The 23,939-nt window shown below is 61.7% G+C and carries 16 protein-coding genes and 1 tRNA gene; 9 read left to right on the top strand and 8 right to left on the bottom strand.

What is annotated here, in order from left to right; genetic code table 11:
* Nucleotides 1-2 precede the first annotated feature (2 nt).
* Both L8V00_RS04145 and L8V00_RS04140 read right to left on the bottom strand, forming a co-directional pair.
* The gene (locus tag L8V00_RS04145) at nucleotides 3-3,467 is read right to left on the bottom strand and encodes an ABC transporter ATP-binding protein (protein WP_269944291.1); all 3,465 of its coding nucleotides are present in this window, start codon (nucleotides 3,465-3,467) and stop codon (nucleotides 3-5) included.
* A gap of 41 nt (nucleotides 3,468-3,508) precedes the next feature.
* Nucleotides 3,509-4,276, bottom strand: a complete 768-nt coding sequence (locus L8V00_RS04140; RefSeq protein WP_239317577.1) for a hypothetical protein — start codon at nucleotides 4,274-4,276, stop codon at nucleotides 3,509-3,511.
* Nucleotides 4,277-4,363: 87 nt separating this feature from the next.
* Here L8V00_RS04140 and L8V00_RS04135 point away from each other — a divergent pair, with 87 nt between their 5' ends.
* Both L8V00_RS04135 and L8V00_RS04130 read left to right on the top strand, forming a co-directional pair.
* Nucleotides 4,364-5,878 (top strand): carboxylesterase/lipase family protein, encoded by a 1,515-nt coding sequence (locus L8V00_RS04135; protein WP_269944290.1) that lies wholly within the window; start codon nucleotides 4,364-4,366, stop codon nucleotides 5,876-5,878.
* 188 nt (nucleotides 5,879-6,066) lie between these two features.
* Nucleotides 6,067-6,855 (top strand): hypothetical protein, encoded by a 789-nt coding sequence (locus L8V00_RS04130; protein ID WP_035005623.1) that lies wholly within the window; start codon nucleotides 6,067-6,069, stop codon nucleotides 6,853-6,855.
* A 1-nt stretch (nucleotide 6,856) separates the two neighbouring features.
* On the opposite strand, the gene L8V00_RS04125 is transcribed toward L8V00_RS04130, so the two are convergent.
* Nucleotides 6,857-7,375: a hypothetical protein gene (locus tag L8V00_RS04125; RefSeq protein ID WP_035005625.1), complete on the bottom strand. Its 519-nt coding sequence runs from the start codon at nucleotides 7,373-7,375 to the stop codon at nucleotides 6,857-6,859.
* A 311-nt stretch (nucleotides 7,376-7,686) separates the two neighbouring features.
* Here L8V00_RS04125 and L8V00_RS04120 point away from each other — a divergent pair, with 311 nt between their 5' ends.
* Both L8V00_RS04120 and L8V00_RS04115 read left to right on the top strand, forming a co-directional pair.
* Nucleotides 7,687-9,003 carry an NAD(P)/FAD-dependent oxidoreductase gene (locus L8V00_RS04120; protein ID WP_269944289.1) on the top strand — a complete coding sequence of 439 codons (1,317 nt, stop codon included), beginning with the start codon at nucleotides 7,687-7,689 and terminating at the stop codon, nucleotides 9,001-9,003.
* Nucleotides 9,004-9,118: 115 nt separating this feature from the next.
* Nucleotides 9,119-11,194 (top strand): DEAD/DEAH box helicase, encoded by a 2,076-nt coding sequence (locus L8V00_RS04115; protein WP_269944288.1) that lies wholly within the window; start codon nucleotides 9,119-9,121, stop codon nucleotides 11,192-11,194.
* Between the two features lie 275 nt (nucleotides 11,195-11,469).
* On the opposite strand, the gene L8V00_RS04110 is transcribed toward L8V00_RS04115, so the two are convergent.
* From L8V00_RS04110 to putP, 3 genes are all read right to left on the bottom strand, one after another.
* The gene (locus tag L8V00_RS04110) at nucleotides 11,470-11,955 is read right to left on the bottom strand and encodes a hypothetical protein (RefSeq protein ID WP_034985635.1); all 486 of its coding nucleotides are present in this window, start codon (nucleotides 11,953-11,955) and stop codon (nucleotides 11,470-11,472) included.
* Between the two features lie 55 nt (nucleotides 11,956-12,010).
* A complete protein-coding gene (locus L8V00_RS04105) occupies nucleotides 12,011-12,586 on the bottom strand; it encodes an HNH endonuclease family protein (RefSeq protein ID WP_269944287.1) in 576 nt (191 codons plus the stop codon).
* A gap of 131 nt (nucleotides 12,587-12,717) precedes the next feature.
* Nucleotides 12,718-14,307: a sodium/proline symporter PutP gene (gene putP, locus L8V00_RS04100; protein ID WP_269944286.1), complete on the bottom strand. Its 1,590-nt coding sequence runs from the start codon at nucleotides 14,305-14,307 to the stop codon at nucleotides 12,718-12,720.
* 445 nt (nucleotides 14,308-14,752) lie between these two features.
* Between putP and L8V00_RS04095 the strand changes: the two genes are divergently transcribed.
* Genes L8V00_RS04095 through L8V00_RS04080 form a run of 4 tightly spaced genes read left to right on the top strand, consistent with a single transcriptional unit; the run spans nucleotide 14,753 to nucleotide 22,636 of the window.
* The gene (locus L8V00_RS04095) at nucleotides 14,753-17,569 is read left to right on the top strand and encodes a DEAD/DEAH box helicase (protein ID WP_269944285.1); all 2,817 of its coding nucleotides are present in this window, start codon (nucleotides 14,753-14,755) and stop codon (nucleotides 17,567-17,569) included.
* Nucleotides 17,562-18,581, top strand: a complete 1,020-nt coding sequence (locus tag L8V00_RS04090; protein ID WP_070487172.1) for an SWIM zinc finger family protein — start codon at nucleotides 17,562-17,564, stop codon at nucleotides 18,579-18,581. The genes L8V00_RS04095 and L8V00_RS04090 overlap by 8 nt, the downstream gene beginning before the upstream one ends.
* A gap of 15 nt (nucleotides 18,582-18,596) precedes the next feature.
* Entirely contained in the window at nucleotides 18,597-19,853 is a 1,257-nt protein-coding gene (locus L8V00_RS04085) for a metallophosphoesterase family protein (RefSeq protein ID WP_051876238.1), read from the top strand.
* Nucleotides 19,854-19,873: 20 nt separating this feature from the next.
* The gene (locus L8V00_RS04080; protein WP_269944284.1) at nucleotides 19,874-22,636 is read left to right on the top strand and encodes an AAA family ATPase; all 2,763 of its coding nucleotides are present in this window, start codon (nucleotides 19,874-19,876) and stop codon (nucleotides 22,634-22,636) included.
* Here the strand turns inward: L8V00_RS04080 and L8V00_RS04075 are convergent.
* Nucleotides 22,633-23,004 carry a hypothetical protein gene (locus L8V00_RS04075; RefSeq protein ID WP_246816876.1) on the bottom strand — a complete coding sequence of 124 codons (372 nt, stop codon included), beginning with the start codon at nucleotides 23,002-23,004 and terminating at the stop codon, nucleotides 22,633-22,635. The genes L8V00_RS04080 and L8V00_RS04075 overlap by 4 nt on opposite strands.
* A gap of 83 nt (nucleotides 23,005-23,087) precedes the next feature.
* Between L8V00_RS04075 and L8V00_RS04070 the strand changes: the two genes are divergently transcribed.
* Complete coding sequence (locus tag L8V00_RS04070; RefSeq protein WP_034985619.1) at nucleotides 23,088-23,720, top strand: hypothetical protein; 633 nt, start codon at nucleotides 23,088-23,090, stop codon at nucleotides 23,718-23,720.
* A 32-nt stretch (nucleotides 23,721-23,752) separates the two neighbouring features.
* On the opposite strand, the gene L8V00_RS04065 is transcribed toward L8V00_RS04070, so the two are convergent.
* Nucleotides 23,753-23,825: transfer RNA gene (locus tag L8V00_RS04065), tRNA-Arg, on the bottom strand.
* Between the last annotated feature and the right edge of the window lie 114 nt (nucleotides 23,826-23,939).

The raw sequence follows: 23,939 nt of genomic DNA, 5'->3' as shown, positions 1-23,939 counted from the left end.
TACTACAAACCCGTTGTTGGCCTTGGGACGGCATTCCACAATTCGGCATATGGTCCGCCGTTTTGTAGTAAGTTGTTATGTTCACCAATTTCGACGATACGGCCGTGATCCATTACGACGATTGTGTCGGCCCGGGCGGCGGTGCGCAGCCGGTGCGCGACGATGAGTGCGGTGCGGTTGCGGGTCACGCGGTTGATCGCCTCGACGATCTGAGCTTCCTCCTCGTCGCTGATGTTGGCCGTCGCCTCGTCCAACAACATGATTGCCGGTCGGATGTATTCCGCCCTCGCCAGCGCGATCATGTGCTTTTGCCCGGCCGAGAGTGTGCTCGTTCCGGGGGAGATGCGGGCGCTGAGCCCGCCGGGAATTGTCCGCAGGATTCTCTCGCCGCCGATTCGCTCGACCGCCGCCTGCACCTCAGCCAGGTTGGTGTGGTTTGCGTCGTCTGCGCCGTAAGCGATGTTCTCGGCCACGGTTCCGGCAAATAGATGCGGTTCCTGCGGCACGGTGCCGATACAGCGCCGCCAGGCGCGCACGTCGAAGGTTCGGATGTCCGTTCCATCCGCCCGCACGGTCCCCTCCGTGGGGTCCATGAACCGGTTTACTATCCGCAGGAGAGTGCTCTTGCCCGCGCCCGTTGCGCCGACCACCGCCGTGGTGCCGCGGAAGGTGTGGTCGATGTCCAAGGTTGGCTCGCCGGTTTCACTGTGTTCGCCGTGTTCGCCGTGTTTATTGTTGCTGTATTTATATATGACGCCCTCACACCGAATCGCCGGACCCTTCACGAAGGTGGGCAGCGCTGCGTCGGCTGGCGCGGTAACGGCCGGACGTTCGTTAAGCAGTTCGCGGATCCGGGAGACGCTGACGCTAGCTTGCTGGAACTGATCGAATACCTGGGAAAGCTGTTGGATCGGGCCGAAAAGCATCGTCAGGTAGAGGCTGAATGCCACTAGCGCGCCCTCCGTGGTCTGGCCATTGGCAATGAGGGCCCCGCCTGCACTGAGTATTGCAGCCTGCGCGAGCTGGGTGAGCAGATTAATACCGGGGAAGTAAAGGCTCACCGCCGTTTGCGAATGGGTGCGCAGGCGGAGGTATTCGCGGGATTCTTTGTCCAGGCGGGTCTGCAGTGCAGCGCCATAACCGAAGGCCTGGCCAGTGGGGAGTCCCATGAGAGCTTCCTGGAAGGTGGCATTGACCTGGCTGATCTGACTTCTGGCTCGAGTGTAAAGGCGGCGGGAAATCACGCGGAACGCCACCGTGGCAACCACGATGACTGGCAGGAACAGCGCGACTATCCCGGCCAGCGTGAGGTCAGTGCCGATAAGCATTCCGAGGATGCCTAAAGCCAGGGTGGCGGACACGATTGTTTGGGAAAGCCCAGACTGCAGGAAGTTGGACAGAGAGTCGATGTCCGTCGTCAGGCGAGTCATGATCCTGCCACTCGACTGGCGGTGGAACCACAGAAGATCCATCCCCGTGATGTGCCGGAACAGCCGGTTGCGCAGGGTGAAAATCAGCCGTTGGCCGGTCAGCGTGGTGAGCACGGTGTTGGCGATCTGCGCGCCCCAGGAGAGTGCCACTACGAGTAGGGCGGCTCCACAAGTGATCCACAGAGCGCCCATGTCGTTGTTCGCCACTCCGCCGTCGATGGCGTGGCGGATAAAGGTGGGCAGGGCGATGTCGGCGGCGGAGGAGAGGAACAGCGTGACGACCACCGCCGCGATGAGACCGGGCACCATGGCAAACAGGGTGCGCAGGCGGAACCTTCCGCCGTCGTGAAGATCTGCAATTCGAGGTTCTACGGATGGGTAACTCGCGGGATCGGCAGCGCTGTCGGAGGCAGTGGAGGTTTCGGCCGTGGCTGGGGTTTCCTCCGTTGCAGCCCTCGGCCGCGCCGCAGGCAGGGAAATCGTCTGATCCGGATCGCGGAAGCCGCCGTCCGCGCGGTGGCTGATGTAAATCACCGTGGGGCGGGACACCGCGGTGCGGAGGTTAGCAAGGATCTGGGTCTCGGTGGCTTGGTCGATGGCCGAGGTAGCGTCGTCGAAGATTATCGTGTGCGGGGCTCGTAACAGCACGCGCGCGATGGCGATGCGCTGGCGTTGCCCACCGGAAAGCGTGATGCCCCGCTCGCCGACGACGGCATCCAACCCGCCCGCCTCGCGGATGAAGCGATCGGCACAGGCCAGCCGGGCGGCTTCCCAGACTTCCGCGTCCGTGGCTGAAAAGCCGAGGAGAATGTTCTCCCGAATCGTCCCGGAGTAGAGGAATGCCTCGTCCATTACCAGCGCTGGCCGGTCGGGTTCTTGCACCTCCAGCAGCGGAATCGGCCTGCCATCGGTGGCATTAACCACCTGGATCTCCTCCGCATCCTGGGTGTTTAGGCCAGCCAAGGCGTGCGCCAGGCGGGTCTTTCCCGAAGCCACCGGGCCTTCCACGATCGTCGTGCTTGACGGGGCGATGCTCAGTCGGATCGGGGGTTGTCCCGGGGCGACCGGCACGCTGCCGACAAACCCCATGGGGTCGCGCACAGGAGTGGTGCCGGCGGGGCGCGGCGGGGCGTCAATAATCTCGAAAATGCGATCCGCACACGGTTGGGTGACGTGCACATTGACCAGCATCCCTGCAGCCATGCGAGTAAGCCGGGCGAGCATGGTGATGAACGTGGAGACCGCCAGGAAGTCACCAACGCTGATCGCCCCGCGCATGGCCAACCATCCGCCCAGTGCGATCGCCGCCACAAGCGCCACGTTCGGCAGGGCGGAAAGGGCGGGCTGGAAGATGGCGCTGAGCTTGCCCACGCGCATGTTAATGCCGTACTGCCGGGCGGATTCGCGCCGATAGCGGCCAATCTCGCGTGGCTCCTGGGCGAAGCTCTTCATCACCTGCACACCGGACACCGTGCGTTCAACCTGCTCCGCAACCACCGCCGCCTGGCGCTGCGAAGCCAGGGACGGGCCGTACAGTTTTGTACGCGAGGCATAAGCCACGGCGAAGAGAAGTGGGATCTGCACCGCGACAATCCCGGCGATAGGCGGGGAGATCCACAGCACCACGGCGAAGATTAGCACCAGCTCCAGCATGCTGGAAGCCATCAGCGGGAGCATCGCGACCATTCCCTGCACCTTCGTCAGGTCCGTGATGGTGCGCGAGATCACCTGGCCCGTGCCGAAAGACCGAGCTGCGTTCTCGTCGACAGCCTGGATTGCCGCAAACATTCGAGTGCGCAGGCTGTGCTGAGTGCGTACGCTGAACGTGCCAGAGAGGAAACGCCGCAACGCCTGCGTAACGAAACGCGCGCAGGCAACCGCCACTAGTAACCCGATCGCGCGCGTGCTGCCATCCACGGAAGCGCCCGCGAGCAGCGGCAATAGCAGCTCAATGGTGGGCAAGAGTACGGAGAAAACCACCACGGCAGCGAATAACCACCGGTGGCGCCGGGCGGATTCTCGGATGACTCTGAACACGCCGATGATTCTAACGCGGGGGTCGGACAACCCCCGGCGAGCTAGAAGATCTCGTCGGCCTCGCGGATGAAGACGTGCACGTTGTCGACCATGCGCTCTGCGATCTTGCGGTTGGCCTTAGCCCCCAGGTAAGCGCCGACGCCGAACGGCAGAACCTTTTTAAACATCGCGCCGCCGAAGCTCTTGCGAACCTGGCGGAATGCGAAGCGCCCCAGGACGTTGTTGGCCTGCTTTAGCTCGACAGAGCCGGCTTTGCGCAGCTTGCGCGCGCCGCGCAGCCGGTTGGCGGCCTGCAGCGAGCTGAAGGTTCGATCCTCGGCCAGCGCCTGCACCAGCTCCTTGGCCGTAGCCCCGGAGATCGCCAGGTACACCACCGCACGGCGAGTTTCCTCCTTGGAGATGTCGATGCCATTCAACTCGGCGGAGGCCAGGGCGTAGAGGGCGCACACCTCAATGAGCAGCGCGGATTCCGCCGCGATACCCGCCAAGGAGAGCAGCGTACCCACGCCTGGGACTGCGGCCACGCCGCCGGTGCCCGCGCCGGAGCCCGTGGCCAGATTCTTAAAGTGCGTGTCTAGAACTTCCTGTCGGCGCTGAGGCGTGGCGTCACCATGCTTCTTCTCGATCTTTGCCACGTAGGACCGGATGAGCGGCTCCTGGATAGAGACCGTGCGGTCGATTGCCGCGAAGAAGCGGCGAGCGAACGGGCCGGAAGGGTAGGGCGCACGCCGAGCCTGCTGGATGAGCTCAGAGGTAGCGGTGGCCTCGTCACGCGGTTGATCGGACTTGCCGAAATTGAGAATTCCCATGGGCATCAACAGTAGGCCAAAACCGAGCCGACGGTACGGAAGGCGCTCGCCCGACCGCGGGCGGGCGTTAGAGCTTAGGATGGTGAAATGATGAATCAGGACGGCGTACGGGCAGAGACCACGGGAGGGGTCGTCCGAGGTTTCCGGATGGACGGCGTGCGGACATGGCGTGGCATCCCATTCGGCTCCGCGGAACGCTGGAAAGCCCCACGTCCGGTGCGCTGGCAGGGGGAGTGGTCGGCGGAAGAGTACGGGAACGTCGCACCTCAGACGTCCTACAACTGGAAAGACGAAGTTATCGGCGACGAGGACTGCCTGAACCTGGATATCGTCCGACCAGATACGGATGCCACACTGCCAGTTGTCGTGTTCCTGCACGGTGGCGGCTTCTTCGCCGGGGCTTCCCACACCGCAGTACTACGTGGGCATAATTTCGCCAAAGAACTGGATGTAGTTTACGTCGCTCTGAACTTCCGGCTCGGCGCGCTGGGGTATGTGGACATGAGCTCCCTGGACGTCCCCGACGCCGCCGGGTGCGAACCCAACCCCGCGACCCGCGACCAGCTCCTGGCGCTGGAATGGGTGCGGAAGAACATCGCGGGCTTCGGAGGCGACCCGGACAATGTGGTTTTGATGGGCGAATCCGCAGGCGGGACCTCCGCCGCCGCGCTGATGACCATTCCCGCCGCACGGGGACTATTCCACCGGGTGATTCTGCAGTCCGCGCCCGTAATGAGCGTGCACACCAACGCCCAGTCGAACCTCTGGGCGCGCAAGCTCACGCAGTATTCCGGACTGGTTCCGCGCACGACCTCCATCGCCGAGCTACGCGCTTTGCACTTCGCCGACGTAGTGCGCGCCGGGCAGCAGATGCTGTGGCGGGGCGGCGGGCTGCGGGAGATGAATATGGCCTTCGGCATCGCCATCGACGGGGAACTTCTCTCCGACCACCCTTTGGGAATCTTCGAACGCGCCGAGCATCAGCGGATCCCCCTGCTCATCGGCACTAACAACGACGAACTGTCGGCCGCGCAGATGCTGTTCTTCTCTAAGTCGGCACGGGTAAGGGCAGCTCGGACGATGCTACGCGCACACGATCCGGTGCTTGCCGAGCAGATTGAGAGCGCCTATGGGGACATTGGGCGCCGTGGGGTCTTCGCGCAGATGCTCGCCGACGCCGTGTTCTGGGCGCAGTCCATCCGGCTCGCCGAGCTGCACCAGGCGGCCGGGGCGCCCGTCTGGATGTATCGCTTCGACTATGCCCCCGCGATGTTGCGGCGGCTCGGGGTGGGTGCGATGCACTCGATGGAGCTGTCTGCTCTTTTTGGTGACGCCAAGTCCTCGAAAGCCAGCTTCGTCCTGGGAGGGGAGATGGCCGTGGTCTCCGAGCACATGCAACGGGCCTGGAAGAGGTTTATCTGGGGAGCGGATCCGGGCTGGGAGCCTTATACGTTGGACACCCGGGCGACGCAGGTGTTCGAGAGGGAAATGAGGCTGGAAGAAGACCCTCGCGCGGAGTTTCGCCGGGTGTGGGAGAAGTTCGACATGCGGGGTTGGGAAGGGGACGAGAGCTCCGTGGCGATGCCGAGGCCGGGGCGCTAGTTCGGGCGTGTGGGCGGCCGACACGGCAGCGGCACAGTGGGTGAGGAGGGGAGAGGCACCCGATTGGTTTTGCGTGGAGACGTGTTGTCCAGGATCGGGTTACTATGGTGCCCAAGTCTCGGAATGCACGTTCGCTTCGGACTGAAACACCTCATATAGCACTAGGAAATACTAGGGAGACGTTGGCTGTGGGTTTCTACGAGGACATTGCTCAGGCGCTGGATACTGAGGGTATTGAGTCACGAGTAAACGATGACATGCTGTTCGTACCGATTGCCCCGGAGCTGGAGATTCATTTCCAGCAGATCGAGCAGACGAGCACTACGGCAGGCATCAACTCGGCGAATGTGTTCATGGCCAAGGGGGAGCTCGACGAGGTTGCAGGCATTGAAGAGTTTGAGGACACCCTGGTCGGAGTGGTGTTCTCCGTCGAGGCCGCCGTCGCTGTGGTGGCACAGTACATTGCGACTGACCAGTGCATTACTGTGTTGCACGACCTGCTGGAAGGCACCGATGATCGCATCTCTGACCTGGAGTTTGAGCAAGATCTGATTGAGCCGATGCTGGTACGCGCAGAGGTGGGGAATGGCTCCCTCATCACGGTGATGCTGGGTTCCGGTACTGATGAGCCCGAAGCGACCGTGACCTTTGTGACCTTCGGCGAGGAGTACGACGAGCTGGTGGCACAGGCTGAGGCCGAGCTGGATAGCGACGAGACCCTAAGCGACTTCGAGCGCGAAGTGATGTATCAGAATGTCCTGGAAGATGCCGCCGAGATGACCCAGGAGGTTTTGGAGCTGGGTACCTTCACGGACTTCGATCAGCTCTTTGACGCCCTGGCGGTTGCACAGGTGCAGGCTACCGAGTGGGAAGAGCTGTTGGTCCCGTTGGAGGACGAGTTCGACTACTACGACGACGAGTTTGAAGACGACGAGTTTGACGACGAGGACGAGGTCGCAGCAGAGGACGAGGACTAGCTCACGCGGCGCGTGGAGCCGGCGCCTTGCCGGCCTGCAGATCCTCCTGCGTCATCAGCGCATGCCACGTCAGGCTGACTTGAGCCTGGTGGTTGCGATCCCGAAATTCCTGCGGATCCTCCCGCACAGTCCACGCCTGCCCCAGGATGAACTCCAGCAGGCGGGTGGACTCATTGTGCATCCACTGTGGGCACTCCACCGATACCGTGACCAGGAACAAGTCCTGTCCCTCCGGTGCCTGCTGCCCACTGAGCCTGCGCCACAGTAGAGGGGTCATGCGCCGCCGCGAGACGTGCACCATTGCCGTGGAATCGCCGGCCTCTACTGTGAAGCGAGGCGCCTGCCAACCAGGGGTAATGCGGATCAGGCTACGCGGATGGCGCAACATGGCGCGGGCTTCCGCCGCTGCGCGGTGAGGCTCGCTCAAAGCGAAACTCCGAGTAGACGGGCGCTGGTTAGCCGGGCGCTGGATAGCTGAGCGGGGGATTGGTGTGCGCCGGGTGGTGATGCGGGACTTCATGGTTGCTCACTTCCTTACTTGGGTGTTCTTGGCACTTGGGGATTCTTGGCTGAGTTTTTCTGTGTGTTGATCATCCGAGCCAGACCTCCGCTGCGGAGACCCGCCAGCAGTGGTCTGCGTTCAGGGATGCAGAGTAGGCAAAGGGTTGGACAAGGTGGCGTCACTAAGAAAAAGAATAGAACACACAATCGAATAAGGGGAGGTGTTGCGAGCGACCGACGACAATAGCCGGTGCGATAGCATGGGCGCAGCAGGTGCGCTAGCGCAGGCGGAAACAGTAGGCGAGGAAAGACAGGTTAGGGAGCAGCGACATGGCGGAAAACACAGCCAATGTAGCCATCGTAGGAGGCGGGCTAGCCGGACTCGCCGCAGCGCGAACCCTGCACAAAAGTGGCGTGAGCTGCACTGTCTTTGAAGCCAGCGACAGTCTTGGCGGACATGTGCGCAGCGAGAAGATCGACGGAGTGACCATTGATCACGGGCTGCAGACCTTCAACTCGTGGTACCCGGCGGTGAAGGAAATCCTGCAGCCGGGGGAGTACGCCGCGTTGGGGATCCGCTACTTTCAGCCCGCGATCCAAACGCTCACGGACGACGGTCTGGCTCTGATCTGCGACCCGATCCGCGCGCCACACCTGATTCCCAACCTCATGCGCTCAAAGGCACGCAGCGCCCTATCTTTCCGGGACCTTCTGGCTCTGCGGCGCTGGCTCAAGTCTGAGCTTTCCCACCGCTCCAGTCTGGAGCTGCGCAGCATCAAGCAGAAGTACATCGCCGAGGACGTGAAGACCTGCGAATCACTGGACCAACGGGGCGTGCGCCGACGTACCCGCGCCGTGGCCATCGACCCGCTGTTGCGCGCCTTCCTCTTCGATGCGGAGAACGAATCCTCCGCGATCTTCGCCAAGTGGATGGTCGCCACCATGCTGCGCGGCAACCTGGCTGTGCTGGAAAGCGGCATGGGCGAACTATCGGCGGCGCTCGCGCGCGTGCCGGGGGCCGAATTCCGGATGAACTCGCCGGTAACAGCCCTCGAGGAGGACGGTGACGGGGTTCGGGTGACGGTCAACGGAGCAGAGACCGAACACTTCTCGCACGTCATTGTAGCCGTTGACCCGCGGCGGGAAACCGAGCTACTGGGCTCGCCGGAAGTGCCCACGACCAGCGTTTCTTCCTGGTGGTTTGTCTCGGACGAGCCGGTTATGGAGGAAGGTTTACTGACCGTGGACGGCACTCGCGGCACTCCCATTACGTCGGCCACGGAGGTCACCGCCGCCGCCCCCAGCTATGCGCCTGGCAAGCACCTGGTGGCCGCTAACCACGTGCACCAGCGCGGTTCTAACCCAGCTGACGGGCCGTCGGTGGCTGAGGTGCAGCGCGGTCTGGGGTCGCTGTTCGGCGTAGATTCCTCCGGTTGGGAGCTGGTTAAGGAACAGAAGTTTATTGACGCCATCCCGCTCATCCTCCCGCAAAGCCTGCAACGTATAGGCAAGGAAATGGGGGAGCGGGAACTCCAAGGCGGTCGCATCGCCTTGGCCGGTGCCCAGCACGCAACGCCGAGTATCGATGGTGTGCTCCGCAGCGGGCAGCGGGCGGCAAATCACGTGATCGCCCAGCTTGAGCTTTAGCCTGAGCTGCTGCCTGAGCTGCAGCTTGCGTTACGGGCAGCTGAACCCTGGGGTATTTTCCGGGGTATTTTCGTGAATCGCTTTATCGGTCAAGGCAGCGTAGGCTTGGACAACGATGAGTGATACTGAAAACGTCACCGGCGACGTGAACCAGCCGGTTAATGACGAGTCGGTATCTCAGAATGAACTGCAGGGTGGTATCACGGAGAATTCTTCCCAGGATTCTGCCGTGGAAAAGCGCGAGCCACAAGATGTGACTAATGAGGCAGTGGAGTCTGAGAACGCCGAAGCGAAAGTTCCAGAAAACGACAATAAGCAAAGCGAAGAGCAGGGTAAAGAAGAGCAGCAGCCCTCTTTCGACGGGCTGGGATTGCCCGAAAACGTACTAGCTGCAGTCAAGAAGGTCGGCTTCGAAGTACCTTCTCCGATCCAGGCAGAAACCATTCCGGTGCTCATGGAAGGCCACGACGTGGTCGGCCTCGCACAGACCGGTACCGGTAAGACGGCCGCATTTGCGTTGCCGATTCTGTCGCGTATTGACGTGTCGAAGCGTCACCCCCAAGCCCTCGTATTGGCACCGACGCGCGAGCTTGCGCTGCAGGTTGCAGAGAGCTTCCAATCTTTCTCCGAGCACCTGGGCGGCATCCACGTGCTGCCGATCTACGGCGGCCAGGCCTACGGCGTGCAGCTGTCCGGCCTGCGCCGAGGTGCCCACATTGTGGTTGGTACGCCCGGCCGTGTGATCGATCACCTAGAGAAGGGCAGCCTGGATATTTCCGAGCTGCGCTTCATGGTGCTCGACGAGGCCGACGAGATGCTGAACATGGGCTTCCAGGAGGACGTCGAGCGCATCCTGGAAGATACCCCCAGCGAGAAGCAGGTTGCCCTGTTCTCCGCGACAATGCCCTCCGGCATTCGCCGCCTGTCGAAGCAGTACCTGAACGATCCGCGCGAGATTACGGTCAAGGCCACCCAGCGGACCAGCGAAAACATCGAACAGGATTACCTGCTGGTCAGCCACCGCGACAAGCTGGACGCGCTGACTCGCATCCTCGAGGTCACTGAGTTCGAGGCCATGATCATGTTCGTGCGCACGAAGAACGAGACCGAGGAGCTGGCGGAGCGCTTGCGTGCCCGCGGCTTCAATGCGGCCGCCATTAACGGCGATATTCCGCAGAACTTGCGTGAGCGCACCGTGGATCAGCTGAAGGATGGCCGCCTGGACATCCTCGTGGCCACCGACGTTGCCGCCCGTGGCCTGGACGTCGACCGCATCACCCACGTGTTCAACTACGACATTCCGCACGATACCGAGTCCTATGTGCACCGCATTGGCCGCACGGGCCGTGCAGGTCGCAAGGGTCGCGCTATTTTGTTTGTGACGCCCCGTGAGCGCCGCCTGCTGAAGGCGATCGAAAGGGCAACCAAGTCTCGGTTGAATGAGATTGAGCTGCCGACGGTGGACGCAGTGAACGAGGCCCGCAAGGAGAAGTTCCGCGACAGCCTGACGGAGTCCCTAGCGGACCCGCAGATCGGTATCTTCCGCGACCTGGTGAAGGAGTACGCGGAGTCCAACGAGGTCGAGCTGTCGGACATTGCGGCAGCCCTGGCTACCCAGCTGCAAGCTGGCGAGGACTTCCTGATGAAGGAGAAGCCGAAGGAGGAGCGCCCGCGCCGCCGTGATCGCTATGGCGACGATAACCGCAGCGGAGGCGGAGCGTACAAGCCCTTCGACGAGCGCTTCAATAAGGAAGCTCCGCGCATCACGGATCGCAACGGCAAGGAGCTAGCCGTGTACCGCCTGTCGGTGGGTCACCGTCAGCGCGTACGCCCGGGTGCCATCGTCGGCGCACTGGCCAACGAGGGTGGCATGAACTCCCGCGATTTCGGTCGCATCAGCATCTTCGCGGAGCATTCCCTGGTGGAGCTGCCGGCGGATCTGCCGATGGAAGTGTTCCACGCGCTGGATCAGACCCGCGTTTCTGGCCAGCTGATCAACATTGAGCCGGATCCGGGTGCTCCGGCTGGTCGTCCGGGCAGCCACAAGCGCCAGCACCGCAATGACCGCGGGGATCGTGGTGGACGTGGCGGACGCGGCGGTCACGGTGGCCGTGGCGGGCGCAACCGCCGAGATGATCGTGGCGGACGCGGTTTTAAGTCAGACCGCGGGCACCGTGGAGGTCGCCGTTAGACCCTAAGCGGTCAAATGTCGTTAGAACGAGAATACGGACGCCCGGTCGAGGAACAGCATAATTCTGTAACGCTCTGACCTGCGCTTTCTTGTTAATGGGACTGTCGTTCATTTACGTATTCTCGTTCTAACGACATCCGCCCCTTTGCCCGCTGAGGCTGAAGCACCCATATCAGCGGCTATCAAATAAAAACGCACCCCGGGTGGGGTGCGTTTTTCGTGTACCCGCGGCCTTATCCGCGGGTTCTAATTAAAGCTTTAAAAGCTGAAGGGGCTTAGACGAACATCAGGATCGCCGTGACCAGCCACAGCAGGTTGAAGATGCCCGCGAACATCGCCGCCTGGCCCGGAATCTTGGAAACGTCGGCGTCTGCGGCCTTGGCAGCCTCTGCCTCGGAAGCCGGAGCGTCACCGGCCTCGACAGCGTTCAGTGCAACCAGGCCCTGGCGCTGGCGGGGGATAACCAGAGCAATCAGAACACCCCAGGCAGCGATGGCCAGCAGCAGGGCGAAGTGCAGCGCGGTGTTCTTCATTGCGCCGTCTACGACGAAGAATGCGATGAGGCCCAGCACCGGCACCAGCAGGGAGATGAAGCCATAAGAGCGGGTAATGCGGTGCACCAGTCGCAGGGCACCGACAGCAGATGGGTCACCGGACTGTGCCTTGCGGAACTGGGGAGCGTACATGGAAGAAGCGATAGCAACGGGGCCGATCAGCAGGATCGCCGCCAGGACGTGAAGCGCAACAATAAAAGTAGACATGTCCTCTATCCTCACAGATGAACAGGGGCTTTGTCACCTTTAAAAGCCGCGCGCCCTATAGATCGCAGGCTTCCCGAGCCGTCTGCACATCCGCTGCCGAAAGTGCCAATCCATAGTCACCGACAACCCGCACGAAGCGCGCGCAGTAGCCACAGCGCTCCACCGGAGGCAGCCATTCGCTCAATGTGGAATCGGATTTCTCACGGTTCACCTCGGACGCCGTCACCACCAGATTTCGCTGCATGTCGTTTGCAAATGCCCGCCGCTGCGCTTCCGGCCACGCATAAGCTCCCAGGTCCCATGCGGCCGCCAGCGGGACGATGTGGTCTATGTCCACCCCGTGGCGGTCCATGGGGTGGTGTGTATAGGGATCGACGCCCCTTCGTTCCCCCGCCGCTCCGTCCCCATCGTCGTTGGCGCACCCACCGGCCGTACCTCCGAAGGTCTGCACCAGTAGTAAGTCCCGAGTATCGCACACGCCACGGTTAGTGATCTGCATTCCCCAACCGTCGCCGAAGCGGGCGCGGGAGTACCCCAGCACCCGTGGGCGGGCGGAGATCTGGCGAATCTGTTGCAGGTACGCCCTAACTGTTTTCTGGTCCTGTGGGTGGTGACCATGTGGCGTCGTCACCCAAGAAACAACACAGACCAAGACAACCAGGAACAGGCAATAGAACGTGAAGGGCTGAGACAGGAAAAAGCGCCGCATGCAGTCTTAGACTGCAGCGGCGCTAGAAAGGTTCGCTCAAGAAAGCGGGTGAGCTACTTGGCGGTAACCTCTGCGGCTTCCTCGAAGTCGATGTCCTTCTTGATGGCCACCTTGGAGAGCTTGGCTGCCTCGTCGAAGGTGTCGGTGACCTCCTTGGACGGTGCCTTGGTCAGTAGGGTAACCGTGACCATCACGATGATGTTCAGGGCGACACCCGGGATCATCTCGTACAGTTCGAACGGCTTGTCCATGACACCGAACTGGGGCAGGCCACCCCAGATGAAGGCGACGATAGCACCGGTGACCAGGCCAGCGGCGGCGCCCGGAGCGTTGAGGCGGCGCCAGTACAGCGAAGCCAGAATGACCGGGCCGAAGGAGGCGCCGAAGCCCGCCCAGGCAAACTCGACCAGGCCAAGGATGCCGGACTCCGGGTTAAGAGCAATCACGCCGGCGAAAATAGCGACAATCAGCACGGAGATGCGGGAGAGGTTCTTCAGGGACTGGTCGGATGCGTTCTTGTTGATCAGGCCGTTGTAGATGTCCTCGATCAGCGCGGAGGAAACAACCAGCAGCTGGGAGGAAATGGTGGACATGATAGCCGCCAGAACTGCGGTCAGGATCAGACCAGCGATCAGCGGGTGGAACAGAATGCGGCCCATATCCAGGAAGATTGATTCGAATTTGTCCTGGTCAGTGATGGCGATAGAGGGATCCATGCCGAAGAATGCCGGGCCGATGATGGCAACCATGACGGAGCCGACCATGCACAGGAACATCCAGCCGACGCCGTAGCGCATGCCTGCGCGGGCATCGGACGGGCTGCGAAGCGCCATGAAGCGCACGATGATGTGAGGCTGGCCGAAGTAGCCGAGACCCCACGCGGCGTTGGAGATGATGGTGATGAAGGAAACGCCGGTGAACAGGGAGAACCACTCCGGGTTCGGCTCGATGGACTCGAGGCCGTATGCATTTTCCAGCTGGTAGGTCCAGATAGCGCTCGGGTCATCCATGTGCAGCAGTGCCATGACTGGCACCAGCAGCAGGGAGACGAACATGATGCAACCCTGGACGGTGTCGGTGAAGGAGACGGCCAGGAAGCCACCGATAAAGGTGTAGGCCACGGTAACGGCGGCGATGATGATCATGCCGGTCGTGTAGTCGCCCTCGAAGGTGGACTCGAAGTAGACGCCACCTGCAACCATGCCGGAGGATACGTAGAAGGTGAAGAACACCAGAATGATGATGCCGGCGGCGATGCGCAGGAAGTGGCTGCGATCGTTAAAGCGATTCTCCAGGAAGGAGGGGATCGTGATGGAGTTGTTCGCCACCTCGGTGTAGGAGCGCAGGCGCGGAGCGGTGACGAGCCAGTTCACTGCGGCGCCGATGAGCAGGCCGATGGCCATCCACGTGCCACCGAAACCTGTCGCATAGATCAGTCCTGGCAGGCCCATGAGGAGCCAGCCGGACATGTCTGACGCTCCGGCCGACAATGCGGCGACGAAGGGGTGCAGGTTACGCCCGCCGAGCATGTAATCCTCATACTCGTCGGTCTGGTTGAAGCTATAAAGTCCAATCAGCAGCATGGCGATCAGATAGATCACCATGGCTATGACAAACCATGTTTGGTCGGCCACAAACATCATCTCCTCAAGTTGAATGTATAAGTTCTATACGTCAGCTTTCGGGCTCTCTGTGCTCCGAAGTGCAGAAGGCGCGCGCATGTGTGACGCGCACAACTCGGTATCCACGTTAGCGAAGACGTTCACGTTGCGAAGGGTGTCCGGGGTACGTGGTAGAACTTCCAGCATGGGATTCACGCATCAGATGCACGTTGTTGCACCCACGTCGGGCGGGCTGTGGTTGTGGGTAGAGCGTGTCGAGGGGCACGGGGTGGTACTCGATATCGATGAACTGGAAACCGGCGATATACCTGCTGTTTGTATGGATATTCTGGGGTCGCGCCCGTGGCGCAATAGGGGTGGGATTTGGCTGTCTACGCCCCGGGGGAGAGTTAAGAAATTGCCGGTGCCGGCGGTGGCTTTGACACCCGAAGAATCTGTTTCGCTCATGGGTGAATTATGCGAGTATGTGAATAAAAATATCGATACTGAAACTACCGATAAGCGTGGCCTGATTGACGGACTGGGGCCGGAGCTCAAATTTCTTATGAATTTATGCTCTTTTGTTGAGGATGCCGTGCGAGCCGGGCGCGTGATGGTGCGGATGGAGCGCGTGGATGATCAATGGTTCCCACGTTGGACCCTTGCGCCCGCAGGCGACCACATGCGCGTGCTGCAGCAGTTCCGTGAGCGCGTGCCGGGAGTGCTGACACGCAACGGTGGCGCAGACGTAGTGGATCGCATGGCCGACGAGTTTGCGCACTGGATCGCCGTGACCCACCTGCGCCGCGAGCTGAGTGACTTCACCTCGGACTTCGTGCGGGCCCTGGCGACGGGCACGGCAACCCGGCGGGGCGGAGCCAGCACCGTGGTAAGCCTCGGCCAGTGGCGGCGCGAGGCTGAGGCCCAGGCGGGGCAGTTGGTGTTCTTGTTGTCTACGCCCTCCGAAGTGGAAGAAGTCGATTCCGAACCAACCTGGTGGCTGCAGATTGCCTATTCCCAGAACGGTGGACCCTTCGAGCCGTTGAACCCAGCCACCATGAACGAAGATCTGAGGGAGCAGGTTATCCGCAGCCTCTACAGGGTGGAGGACGTGTGGCAGGAGTTCAATCCGCACGTACGAAGCCTGCTGACGTGGGTAAATAGCGGCTCGAATCGGTTGGAGCGGGAATGGTGGCGTCCAGAAGAACTGCCGAGCGCACAGCCAACCTTGGGAACGAACCTGGACATCACCGAGCTCGCGAGCTTCCTAGAGCACGGGGCGGAGGCGCTGCGCGAAGCCGGGTTTGGTGTGATGATTCCGCGCGGGTGGGGCAAGGTGCGCCCGCGGGTAAAGGCGAAGGCCACCCCGGTGGGGCAGGGGCCGGGCTCGGGCAAGCTGGGCATGGATCAGCTGATGAACTTCTCCTGGGAAGTCAGCCTGGGCGACGGCGGCGCAGCAGGGGCTAACGGTGCCGATGGTGCCGACGGAACCGGTGCGGAACTGGACGAGGCTACCCGCGAGGAGCTTTTGAACGCGGCCGAGTCGATCGTGCGCATCAACGGCGAGTACGTCTACCTGGATCAGGAGGCCCTGTCGAGCGCCCGCAAGTGGTTCGCGGAAGTGACCAAGGAGCAGGACAAGCCGGTGGGGGATACCACCGTGAGCGTGCGCGACATCTTGGAAGCCGACCTGTTGAGCGCCAGCGAGACGGTAGATACCGACCACGAATTCCGCGTGGTGGCTGACGGTTGGGTGGAACGACTGCTCGACGGCGAGGCACAGGTGGATCCGCCGGAGCCGGTAGAGCCTCCCGCCGCGGTGCAGACCGCCCTGCGCGACCACCAACGCCGTGGTCTAAGCTGGCTGGCCTGGATGCACCGTCACCGTATTGGCGCGATCCTGGCCGACGACATGGGTCTGGGTAAAACCCTGCAAGTGCTCGCGTTGTTGGCCTGGGAGCGTGAGGTCGACGATTGCGCCGGCCCCACACTGGTGGTTGCTCCCACCACCGTCGTGGAAGCCTGGCGGGCCGAAGCCGCGCTGCACGTGCCGAGCCTGGAGGTCTTGGTTGATCACGGTTCGGGGTTGCTCACCGATAAGGAGTTTGGTGACGCCACGTCCCAGGGGCTGGAGGGCAAGCAAAAGAAGCCGGATCTGGTGGTGACAACCTACGGGCGCGTGGCCAGGAATACTGCGCGCTACCAGCAGGTTCAGTGGGGCCGAGTGGTGGCCGACGAGGCGCAGGCCATCAAGAACCCGGCGACGAAGCAGTCCCGCGCGGTGCGCTCGCTTAATGCAGAGACCCACATTGCACTGACGGGCACTCCGGTGGAAAACCGGCTGAGTGATCTGTACGCGATTATGGACTTTGCTAACCCCGGAATCTTCGGCTCCGCCGCAGCCTTCCAAAACCGCCTGGCCATTCCCATTGAGCGCTATGGGGACGAGGAGGCGAAACGGCGCCTGCGCGGGCTGGTGCAGCCCTTTATCCTGCGCCGGTTGAAGGACGACGTGGCGATTGGTCTGGACTTGCCGGAGAAGCAGGACATCGTGGAGCGAGTACCTTTGTCTAGAGAGCAGGCGGCGCTGTACGAGACCTTTATTAAAGACATGGAGATGCGCCTGCAGCTACCCGGCGGCAAGCGCCGGGCCAACATCCTGGGAGCGCTGGTAAAGATCAAGCAGATCTGCAACCACCCGGCGCACTTCGCGGGCGACGGCTCCGGAATCTTGGCCGATGGCAAGCATCGCTCGGCAAAGATCGAGCGCATCTTCGAGATCACCAGTCAGGCGCTGGAACAGGGCAAGAAGGTGCTGATGTTCACGCAGTTCCCGACATTCGGCAAGATGCTGGCGCCGGAGTTGCAGAGCACTTTCGGTGTGGAGGTTCCCGTGCTACACGGCGGGCTGTCGCGTGCGAAGCGCACGCAGATGGTCCGCGAATTCCAGAGCGCCGATGGGCCGCCGATCATGATCCTCTCAGTACGGGCTGGCGGCACCGGCATCACCCTGACGGAAGCCTCGGTGGTGATCCACATCGACCGCTGGTGGAATCCGGCAGTGGAGGACCAGGCCACGGACCGGGCCTATCGGATCGGCCAAAACAAGTCCGTGGAGGTTTATAAGCTGGTGGTGCAGGGCACCATCGACGAGAGAATCCACGACATCATCATGAGCAAGCGGGAGTTGGCAGGAGATATCGTCGGCGCAGGCGAGGGGTGGATCGCCAACCTCGACGATGAGGAACTGAGCGAGCTGCTGCAGCTGCGCGAGTCCACTCAGCTGGAGGAAAACGATGGTTAGCAAGCAACCGAAGAAGCGCACGCGCACGGATGCGACCTGGGGCGACAACGTGGTGCTCGCTGACTTTGGAGCCAAGCGACGCCAAGAAATGGACCGCCTGCGGGATCAGCACGGCACCCACATCCGTGGAGAGGACAGCTGGGCCAGCTCGCAACTGATGGAGTCTATTTCCAGGTCCACAGACTCCGGCAGGCTGGCGCGCGGCCGCGAATACTTCCGCGGCGGCAAAGTGCTGAGCGTTGAGTTCGCGGAGAATGTGGTTGCAGGGCTGATCCACGGCTCGCAGCTGGAGCCTTTTGAAACGTCCATTCACCTGCGGAGGCTCACGGACCGCCAGCGGGATTTCGTGTACCACGAGATGCTCTCCGACAGCTCGCACATCCGCTCCCTCTTAAGTGGCGGCGCGCCGGGCATGGACGTCGCCTCGGTGCTGATGCACCCCGGGCACGTCAACCGGGTGTACTGCAGCTGCCCGGATAAGTCCGCGGTCTGTAAGCACGTGGTGGCACTGGCCTATTCTGCGGCGGAGAAGCTGGATAGGGACGCCAGTATTCTGCTGAAATGGCGGGGGCTTAACGCGCAGGAGCTGCTGCGCCCAGTTCAGGGCTGGGGTGGTGGGGGCGTGGGGGCGTCACCAATTAGGCAACAGCAAGCTCCAGACAACGCGGAGAAGCATACCGACCAACCGGAGCAGGTGGATTCGGCCGAGTTCTGGGGGACGGCGGCGGAGCCGGTGAAATGGGAGCCTCTGCAGTGGGAATCGGGCATGGAACAGGGCGATCAAAAGGCTTTGAAAGAGGCCATGCGGTCGGTGACCTGGCATGCGGTGGATCAGCTCAAGGCTATGCATGAGCTGGAGGTTTGTTATGAGACCCTGCAGGCTGTCGAACCTTTGTTCTATTATGAAGCTGGCTTGTCTGGAGGGGCTGATAGAACTACAGGCGAGACAAGTGGCGAAGTAGACGGCAACGCTAGCGATAACGGCAACACTAACAACAACGGGCAGGGGTAAGGCATGGCACAACCTATGGCAACAACATCGGCGCACCGGGTGCGGATCTTGCACACGTCGGATTGGCAATTGGGGATGAAGCGCCGCTTCTTGAGCAGCGAGGCGCAGTCGCGTTTTGATGAATCGCGGTTGACGGCGGTCGAGGCGCTGTTGGACCTCGCGGAGGAAAGGCAGTGTGATGCCATCGTGGTGGCAGGCGATGTCTTCGACGATAACCTGCTGAAACCAGAGATTTACGGGCGTGCGATGGACGTGCTAAAGCGCACAAAAGTGCCGGTGTTCCTTCTGCCTGGAAACCATGATCCGCTGGACGCGGCCAGCGTGTACCACCGGGAGGAGTTCACCGAACTGGCGAATGTTTATGTGCTTAGGGATTCGGCTCCAGTGGCGGTGCCGAACTCCGGTGGCGCGGGCGCGGCTGGTGTTCCTCTCGAGATTGTGGGTGCCCCGCTGCGGGGGAAGAACGCGGACGAGGACCTGGTGGCAGCCGCGCTGAGAGATTTGGAGCCGGTGCAGGGAGCGGGTGTGCGCGTGCTGGTGGGGCACGGGGCAGTAGGCTCCTTCGGCGACAAGGATGATCTAGACCGCATCGACGTAGACAACGCAGCCCGGGCGTGCCGCGAGCGGAAGGTGGACTACGTGGCGCTGGGTGACACGCACTCGACAATGCCGCTGGACGCGGACGCATCACGGGCGCGGGTGTGGTACTCAGGCGCACAGGAGGTCACGGCCTTCGTTGAACCAGACGGGGGTGGCGAAGCGAACTCCGGAAACGTGCTGATGGTGGACATCGCGGTGGATCCGGCGCGACCAGCACAACAGGCGGACGTTCAGGTAGAGGAGGTTCCGGTCGGGCGCTGGGCATTCAAGGCGCTGAACGCGACGGTGAACTCGGCGGCGGATATCGACGAGTTCCTGGAGCGGCTAGAGGGAATCGACGCAAAGCGCACCACCGTGGTGAAGTACGCGCTGGAGGGAACGCTGTCCGTCCACGATGCCGCTTACCTGGACGAGCGGATCACGAAGATCGCGCCGACCTTCGCTGCTTTATACGCGCGCGAGCGGCTAATGAAGCTGCATGTTATTCCCGACGAGGACGAGCTTTCCGAGGGGCTGCTCAGTCAAGGTTTTGTCGGCGAGGCGGTGGAAGAACTGCAGCAGCTGGCGAATTCCGATAGCAAGGATCCGCAACGGGTAGAGCGGGCACAGCAGGCGCAGGATGCGCTGCGACTGCTCGTGCGCTTGGCACACCAGGCGGAGAAGGCTAACTAGGGGAGAGGGACGGCAAGGAAATGACATCTTCTACCAAGGCATCGCCAAAAGCCAGCTTCGTGCTGGAGAGCCTGGACGTGCAGAATTTCGCGGGCATTGAGTCCGCGCACTTTGCCCCAAGCGCCACGGGTGTGACCGTCGTTCACGGCAGCAACGAGGCCGGAAAATCTAGTTTGATGAACGCCTTTGGCCTGCTGCTTTCGGATTGGAAAGTCTCGACGACCTCCAAGAAAGTCAGTGGCTTTTTCCCCGTGGGCAGCGGCACCAAGCCAAAGATCACCGCCCGTATGCAGTTGGGCGAGAACCTGGTGGAGTACACCAAGGACTTCGAGAAAAAGAAGGTGCTCCTAGATGTGCTGCGCCCCTCCGTGCGCAACTACACCGGCGACCAGGCAATGGAGAAGTTCAGTGAGCTGCTGAACGAGAGCATCGACTCCGCCCTGCGCGAGGCACTCTTCGTCAGCCAGGGGCAGCGCCTGGACGCACTCGACTTCACGGCCATCCCCTCCCTGTCCTCGGCCCTGCGCACCGCCGGTGATGACGCCACAGTGAGCGCCGCCAGTGGTATCAGCGAAAATGACCAGGGTGCCGCGGAGCTGCTAGTCCGCCTGATCGACGACGAAGACAAGAAGCTGCGGGACCGCCGAGCCAACAGAAATTCCAAGGGAGAGCTGGCCGCCGCCGAGGCAGATTTGGCGAGTGCGCAGGAAGCCCTAGCGACCGCCAAGCTTGAGTACAACAATGCGCAGGCAGCGATCCGCGAAATCGAATCCAAACAGATTCAGCGCGCCGATGCCGAAGACGATCTACCGGATGCGCAGAAAGAGTTCGACGAATGCGCCGAGCGGTTAGAGGCTGCGAAGAAGATCGCGGAGGCCTTAAGCGCCTTGGAAAACGAGCTGGAACTGAAACAGGACCAGGTCGGGCGATGGCAAGAGGCATCCGAGGCGCGGGAGAAGCAGAAGCTAGCGCAGGGGGAGCTAGAACAGTCGCTCAAAACTGCGACGGAGGAGCTACGTGGCGTCCAGAAAAGGGCAGAGGAACAACAGGCCGAGCGCGACGAGGCGAAGAGAGCCTTCGATAGTGCCCACGCCGCGTACGTGCGTGCGGATAAGCGTGCCAAGCTGGCCACCGCGCTAAAGAACACGGCGGACATCCAGGGGCGGCTGGAGTCCGCGACGGAGGAGCGGGATAGCGCGGTGAAGCTGGATGCGAAGGTAGCGGAGCTGGCTCAAAAGGTGGATCGCAACCCGGCCACGCCGCAGGCGGAACAGAGGATCCGTGAGGCGATGACGGACCTGGACGCGCAGATAAAGATCCGCGATGCGGGCGCGACCTCCGTGCATATCGCAGGGCCGGCCGACAGCACCATCGTGGACAACGGAGTGGAGGCCGCCCTGGGGGAGAGCGGCCTGGAAAAGAAGGTCACCACCGAATGGACCGTTGGCCTGGGTGAATACGAGGTGCGCGTCACCCCGGCGCAGGATTCCAGCAACCTCGACCTGAACGTCGACGAGGCGCTGCAGAAAGTCAATGCGGAACTATCGGCGGTCGGGCGCGAGCATATTGCGCTCGAGGATCCGCGCGCGGAAGTCCTTGAAGAGTTTGGGCGTGCCGTTCGGGCGCGGAACGAGGACGAGGAAACCCTGCGCGATCAGCGTGCGAGCCTCAAGGCCATCCTCGGCAAGCGAACACTTTCCGACCTGAACGGTCAGGTGGAAAGCCTCACCGCCGAGGTGGAAAGGCTTCGGGAAACCTGTAGCGCCCTGCGAAGTGACGCCAACGCGGAGGCTGGCGAGAACATTGATGAGAGCATTGATGAAGCAGAAGCAGCGACTGCGCTGGAGGCAGCCACCCGAGCCCGTGACGAGGCCAACGAAAAGCTGCTTTCCCTACAGAACAGCGACGCAATTGAGCGGAAGATCCAGCACGAGGCGAAGGCGGATAATCTGCACCAACAGCTGGATGCGGCGGCGAAGGATCTGGAAGCAGCCCGTGAGCGCTATTCGGACGAAGACCTAAATGCGAAGCACACCCAGGCTGTCCAGGCCGTGGATGTGGCTCGCGAAAAGCTAGATTCCAAGCGCCGGGAAGTAGGCGAGCTCGGCGACGTGGAGGACGTGCAGGCGAGCCTCGAGGGCGCCCGGAGCCGGGTCAACATGCTGAACCAGCAGGTGCAGGAATGCCGCGTGGATATTGCCGCCCTGAACGCCAAGCTCGGGCAGGCTCGCGGTTCCGCAGAAACCAGGGAACAGGCAGAGGCGGAAGTAGTGCGCCTTGAGGGCGTGGTCGCTAGGCTGCGCAGGCAGGCGGATGCCGCGGAGCTACTGCATCAAGTGGTTCAGGAATCGCGGAAGCGGATGCAGGAAAAGTACTCCGAGCCGTATCGCAAGGCCCTGAACAAGCTCTCCGGGATTGTCTTTGGCAGCGATGTTGATCTGGACGTCGATGAGAAGTTCCAGGTTTCGAGCCGCGCTATCGGCAGCGTGCGGCTGGAAAAGGAGCAGCTCTCCGGCGGCGCCCAGGAGCAGGTGGAGATTCTGCAGCTGCTCGCCATCGCCCGCCTGGTGGGCCATGACGGCAGCGGGGTGCCGATATTCCTGGACGACGTGCTGGGATTCAGCGATACCGACCGAGCCAAGAGCATGAACAAGGTGCTTGGCGCCTTGGGGCGGGATAATCAGATCATTGTGCTGACCTGCGACAAGGATAGGTTTTCCCGGATCCCGGGCGTGGACTTCCAGAGCATCGACAGCTTAAAGAAAGCTGGAGCTAGTTCCTAGTAGTCGCTGTACTCGTCGTAGTAGTCGTAGTAGTCATACTGCGCGTCGTCATAACCGTCGAGGTATCCCTCGTAGTAAGAATCATCCGGCGCGGGTGCAGGCTCGGCCGGGCGGGCGGCCATCATCTTGTTGGCACACGTCGACGTCCACCCTGACGTTCCGTCGGTAAAGAAAGTTGTGCCGGTCTCGTGCATCGAGGGATCCCCGCAAGAGGCGATCGTCTTATTCATGACGGATGGGTTCGCCTGCCCCGGCGCCTCAGTGTGGCCAATGACCACCTCGCCGGTGGTGTTCGTCTGCTGCTGCGAACCGCCCGGAGTAGGCGCCGGGGACTTAGCCTCTGAGTCCTTTGAGGCCTTTGAGGGCAATAAGAATTACTTTAAGAATACCCAGCGAGTGCCCCAAAGCGACGTTATTATCGCCACAGAAGAGAACACTTAGGAGTGCTCCCATGAAGTCTCACTCAAAGCCTCGCTCAAAGTCCCATTCGCTAGCAGTAAAGATCGCTGCAGTAATCACCTCAGCCGCCCTACTGGGGTCGTGCAGCCTCATTGCTTCCGAAGATTCGGATCAGGCCGAAAACTCGGCACAGTCCGTGACCGAAGGAATGCAGCGGGTTGAGGAAGGGCGAATCTCCCTCGAAGTTCCAGCAGATTGGGAAGAGACCGAGGACTTCAAACCAACGGAGAATGGTTTCACCACGTCTTGGTCTAACGCGGACAAAGAGGCCGATAAAGAGCCAACGGACGTGATTCGTCTGAGCTCTGACCAGGGGCAAGGGCCTACGGCAACCGCCACGATGGGGTACTTCGAAGTGAACGCCCAGTTCCGAACCACCCACGGAAGAGACTTCGAACTAGGCGAGTCCCGCGACCTGGATATCGAAAACGCCGACGAGGCTAAGCTGACCACCTGGACGACGAACGAAAAGTCCGGCAAGACTCTGCACGGCGCGTGGGTGTTCGTCTCCGCAGGAAGCGGTGGAGCCGCTGGAGTTGAGATCTTGGCGCTCACCCTGTCCGAGGAAGAGATCGAGGCGATCATCGACTCGGTAGAGTTCGATCCGAGGAAATCGGAGGAATAAGAACGCCCCGAGTGCCCCTGGCTTGAAAAGAGTGCCCTCGGCGAGATTCGAACTCACGACCCCTGGTACCGGAAACCAGTGCTCTATCCCCTGAGCTACGAAGGCGCGTATCGGCGGTTCACTTTGTGTTCACGTCAATACGGGTTGAAAGTCTAGCACTGCACCGGGGCAGTAGTTCAATCACCTCCGCCACTGCGTGAGGTGTCCAGCCTCACTGCT

It is taken from the genome of Corynebacterium evansiae (genome assembly GCF_027570065.1).
GTDB classification, from domain to species: Bacteria; Actinomycetota; Actinomycetes; order Mycobacteriales; family Mycobacteriaceae; genus Corynebacterium; species Corynebacterium evansiae.
Note: the sequence above shows the minus strand (reverse complement) of the source record. Positions and strands in the feature narration are given on the sequence as shown.

Excerpts from the sequence above, each read along its gene's own strand:
- L8V00_RS04140 (WP_239317577.1), bottom strand. The coding sequence starts at position 4,276 with ATGGGAATTCTCAATTTCGGCAAGTCCGATCAACCGCGTGACGAGGCC.
- L8V00_RS04135 (WP_269944290.1), top strand. The coding sequence starts at position 4,364 with ATGATGAATCAGGACGGCGTACGGGCAGAGACCACGGGAGGGGTCGTC.
- L8V00_RS04125 (WP_035005625.1), bottom strand. The coding sequence starts at position 7,375 with ATGAAGTCCCGCATCACCACCCGGCGCACACCAATCCCCCGCTCAGCT.
- L8V00_RS04120 (WP_269944289.1), top strand. The coding sequence starts at position 7,687 with ATGGCGGAAAACACAGCCAATGTAGCCATCGTAGGAGGCGGGCTAGCC.
- L8V00_RS04115 (WP_269944288.1), top strand. The coding sequence starts at position 9,119 with ATGAGTGATACTGAAAACGTCACCGGCGACGTGAACCAGCCGGTTAAT.
- L8V00_RS04110 (WP_034985635.1), bottom strand. The coding sequence starts at position 11,955 with ATGTCTACTTTTATTGTTGCGCTTCACGTCCTGGCGGCGATCCTGCTG.
- putP (WP_269944286.1), bottom strand. The coding sequence starts at position 14,307 with ATGATGTTTGTGGCCGACCAAACATGGTTTGTCATAGCCATGGTGATC.
- L8V00_RS04090 (WP_070487172.1), top strand. The coding sequence starts at position 17,562 with ATGGTTAGCAAGCAACCGAAGAAGCGCACGCGCACGGATGCGACCTGG.
- L8V00_RS04085 (WP_051876238.1), top strand. The coding sequence starts at position 18,597 with ATGGCAACAACATCGGCGCACCGGGTGCGGATCTTGCACACGTCGGAT.
- L8V00_RS04080 (WP_269944284.1), top strand. The coding sequence starts at position 19,874 with ATGACATCTTCTACCAAGGCATCGCCAAAAGCCAGCTTCGTGCTGGAG.
- L8V00_RS04070 (WP_034985619.1), top strand. The coding sequence starts at position 23,088 with ATGAAGTCTCACTCAAAGCCTCGCTCAAAGTCCCATTCGCTAGCAGTA.